Below are 4243 nucleotides of genomic sequence, written 5' to 3' on the forward strand. Positions count from 1 at the left end.
GCTGTTGAAGCAACAAGTCCGCCGACCCGTACGATTTGTACTGTCTGCGGCTTGCCGTCTTGTATCGGAATTTAATTTCTCCAACTAACTAGGCGGGATAACGCCTTAGCAGAACTTACGCCCTGACGATAAAAAAATCCCGCTACGCGTCTCAAATCATAAAATCCACGCCGGCAAAGTCGATATGCTGGTTCATATCGGCAGACGGGATTTTGGACGAGCGGCCCACAGGCTTGGCCGGTACGCCGACCACGGTGATGGAAGACGGCACATCGGCTACCACCACGCTGCCGGCGCCGATTTTGGCATTTTCGCCGATGCGGATGTTGCCCAAAATCGAAGCGTTGGCGCCGATCATCACGCCGTCGGATACTTTCGGGTGGCGGTCGCCGCTTTCCTTGCCCGAGCCGCCCAGGGTCACGCCGTGCAAAATAGAGATATTGTTGCCTAAGACCGCCGTTTCGCCGACCACGAAACCTGTGGCATGGTCGAGCATCAGGCCGTGGCCGAATTTGGCGGCGGGGTGGATGTCGGTGCCGAATACTTCCGACATACGGTTTTGCAGGAAATACGCCAGCGTGCTGCGGCCGTTTTGATAGAGCCAGTGGTTGATGCGGTGCGCCTGAATGGCGTGGAAACCTTTGAAATACAAAAGCGGCAGCGAGTATTCGTTACACGCGGGGTCGCGCTCGTACACCGCCTGCAGGTCGGCCTCGACGCAGCGGATAATGGCGGTATCGGAAGCCAGCGCCTGCAGATACATTTCATACAAAATCCGCGCATCCATAATCGGGCTGGAGAGTTTGCTCGACAAATGGTAGGCGAGTACGGAAGCGAGCGAGTCGTGGCGCAATACGGTTTGATGCAAGAAGCTGGCTAAAATCGGCTCGGAGGCCGCCGCCGCTTCGGTTTCTTCGCGGATGGCCTGCCACAAATCGAAATCGGAGGTATTGAGGTGGTCTTTTTTGCTGTGTGTCATGGTCTGGCTCGCTTGGGTAGGGAAAAGGCCGTCTGAAAATGGCGGGCAGCCGCTTTTCGGTATATTCGGCTGCGCCTGTTACCATAGTAGGAGAAATTGCCTGTTTCGGCAATATAGAGAAACGGTTCGTGAAATGCGGCTGTGCGGCCAAAGCCCTGATATATGGCGCGTACATGGCAGCATCGCGGCGTAGGCTTGAAATTATTTCAGACGGCCTTATATGGAAGCATATTATATTCTGACCTTTCTCCGATAAGGAATACCAAACATGAGCGAACAAAACCAAGCTGTTGAAGAAGAAAAAGTAACCGATTTGCCGGAAGGTGCTGCTGCGGGCGAAGCCGAAGCGGAAGCCGCAGAAGCCGAGCAGGCAGCGGAAAAGCCGACTTACGAAGAGCTGGAGGCGCGTATCGCCGAGCTGGAAGGCCAAGTGAAAGACGAGCAGCTGCGCGGTTTGGCCAACGAGCAAAATCTGCGCCGCCGTCATCAGCAGGAAATCGCCGACGCGCATAAATTCGCCGGTCAGAAATTCGCCGCCGAAATGCTGCCGGTGAAAGATTATCTGGAAATGGCGCTGCTGGATCAGAGCGGTAATTTCGACGCGCTGAAAATGGGCGTGCAGATGACTTTGAACGAGCTGCAAAAAGCGTTCGACACCACCCAAATCAAAGAAATCAATCCGCAAGTGGGCGACAAACTCGATCCGCACCAACACCAAGCCATGCAGACCGTGGTGAGCGAGCAGGAGCCGAATACCATCGTGAGCGTGATGAAAAAAGGCTATACCCTGTCCGACCGCGTATTGCGCCCGGCCATGGTGGTGGTGGCGAAAAAAGAAGATTGAAAGCACCGCTTGGTGAAGTTCATCAAGCATCAGATTTTCAGACGGCCTTATCCGGTTCGGCAACCTGATACTTTGTTATTGGAACATCATTCCGAAAACAATAGTGCGGATAACGACAATAAGCCGTCTGAAAAATAGTTTCCGCAGCGGACTTGCGCAGCTAATGACGGCTCTGAGTGTTCCAGCTTTTCCTGCAAAGGTCTAAATCTGTGGATAAGTAAATCAAGTACTTGAATAAAAAATTAAAAATATCGCAAAAAAATTCAAATCCGATACTTGAAAAGCAGACAAACCGCCTTATTTACAGAGCAACGGAACGCTGTTCCACACAGATTTGTTAATTAAGCATTTAAAACTTTTAGGAGCAAAACACATGGCAAAAGTAATCGGTATTGACTTGGGTACCACCAACTCTTGTTTGGCCATTTCCGAAAACGGCCAAACCAAAGTGATTGAAAACGCTGAAGGTGCGCGCACCACGCCTTCCATCATCGCCTACCTCGACGGCAACGAAGTATTGGTCGGCGCACCGGCCAAACGCCAAGCCGTGACCAATCCGAAAAACACCATCTACGCTGCCAAGCGTCTGATCGGTCACAAATTTGAAGACAAAGAAGTACAGCGCGACATCGAATCCATGCCGTTTGAAATCATCAAAGCCGCCAACGGCGACGCATGGGTGAAAGCGCAAGGCAAAGAGCTGTCTCCGCCGCAAGTATCCGCAGAAGTATTGCGTAAAATGAAAGAGGCCGCCGAAGCCTACTTGGGCGAAAAAGTCACCGAAGCCGTGATTACCGTACCGGCCTACTTCAACGACAGCCAACGCCAAGCCACCAAAGATGCAGGCCGCATCGCCGGTTTGGACGTTAAACGCATCATCAACGAGCCGACCGCAGCCGCATTGGCCTTCGGTATGGACAAAGTTTCCAACGGTGACCGCAAAGTAGCCGTATATGACTTGGGCGGCGGTACGTTCGATATTTCCATCATCGAAATTGCCGATGTTGACGGCGACAAACAGTTTGAAGTATTGGCCACCAACGGCGACACCTTCCTGGGCGGCGAAGACTTCGACCAACGCCTGATTGACCACATCATCGACGAGTTCAAAAAAGAACAAGGCATCGACCTGAAAACCGATGTGATGGCGCTGCAACGCCTGAAAGAAGCCGCCGAGAAAGCCAAAATCGAGCTGTCCAGCGGCCAGCAGACCGAAATCAACCTGCCGTACATCACCATGGATGCCACCGGCCCGAAACACTTGGCGATGAAAATCACCCGCGCCAAATTCGAGAGCTTGGTAGAAGACCTGATTCAACGCTCCATTGAGCCTTGCCGCATCGCCCTGAAAGACGCCGGCTTGAGCACTTCCGAAATCGACGACGTGATTTTGGTCGGCGGCCAAAGCCGTATGCCGAAAGTGCAAGACGCTGTTAAAGACTTCTTCGGTAAAGAGCCGCGCAAAGACGTGAACCCGGATGAAGCCGTAGCCGTCGGCGCCGCCATTCAAGGCGAAGTATTGGGCGGCGGCCGCAGCGACGTATTGCTGCTCGACGTGACCCCGCTGTCGCTCGGTATCGAAACCATGGGCGGCGTGATGACCAAGCTGATTCAGAAGAACACCACCATCCCGACCAAAGCGTCGCAAGTGTTCTCCACCGCCGAAGACAACCAAAGCGCCGTGACCATCCACGTGCTGCAAGGCGAACGCGAACGCGCATCCGCCAACAAATCTTTGGGCCAATTCAACTTGGGCGACATCGCACCCGCACCGCGCGGCATGCCGCAAATCGAAGTCACCTTCGACATCGACGCCAACGGCATCCTGCACGTTTCCGCCAAAGACAAAGGCACCGGCAAAGCCGCCAACATCACCATCCAAGGTTCTTCCGGCCTGAGCGAAGAAGAAATCGAGCGCATGGTGAAAGACGCGGAAGCCAATGCGGAAGAAGATAAAAAACTGACCGAACTGGTGGCATCGCGCAACCAAGCCGAAGCGCTGATTCACTCAGTGAAGAAATCTCTGGCCGACTACGGCGACAAACTCGACGCAGCCGAAAAAGAGAAAATCGAAGCCGCATTGAAAGACGCCGAAGAAGCCGTGAAAGGCGAAGACAAAGCCGACATCGACGCCAAAGCCGAAGCCTTGGGCGCGGCGAGCCAAAAACTGGGCGAAATGGTGTACGCGCAGGCGCAAGCCGAAGCCCAAGCGGGTGAGGGCGCGCAAGCCGAAGCATCTGCCGCCAAGAAAGACGACGATGTAGTGGATGCCGACTTTGAAGAAGTGAAAGACGACAAGAAATAATCAGGCCGTCTGAAAAAAAGCGCAAACCGGAAGGTTTGCGCTTTTTTATTAATCTGGAAATTTCTGAAAAACCGAATTACACAGCTAAGCTTTAGGCTGACAATATGACAATATA

General features: G+C 53.3%; 3 protein-coding genes. 2 read left to right on the forward strand and 1 reads right to left on the reverse strand.

Annotated elements, in window-relative coordinates; all coding sequences use genetic code 11:
• Positions 1-151 precede the first annotated feature (151 nt).
• Positions 152-979 carry a serine O-acetyltransferase gene (cysE, locus tag BDE01S_RS08685; RefSeq protein WP_066080283.1) on the reverse strand — a complete coding sequence of 276 codons (828 nt, stop codon included), beginning with the start codon at positions 977-979 and terminating at the stop codon, positions 152-154.
• 268 nt (positions 980-1247) lie between these two features.
• Here cysE and grpE point away from each other — a divergent pair, with 268 nt between their 5' ends.
• Together grpE and dnaK are read left to right on the forward strand one after the other, a co-directional pair.
• Complete coding sequence (gene grpE / locus BDE01S_RS08695; protein ID WP_066080289.1) at positions 1248-1823, forward strand: nucleotide exchange factor GrpE; 576 nt, start codon at positions 1248-1250, stop codon at positions 1821-1823.
• 373 nt (positions 1824-2196) lie between these two features.
• On the forward strand, positions 2197-4128 hold the full coding sequence (dnaK, locus tag BDE01S_RS08700) for a molecular chaperone DnaK (protein ID WP_066080292.1): 1932 nt from the start codon (positions 2197-2199) through the stop codon (positions 4126-4128).
• Positions 4129-4243: the final 115 nt, after the last annotated feature.

Origin of the sequence: Bergeriella denitrificans NBRC 102155 (assembly GCF_001592185.1) — a bacterium.
Lineage (GTDB): Bacteria > Pseudomonadota > Gammaproteobacteria > Burkholderiales > Neisseriaceae > Neisseria > Neisseria denitrificans.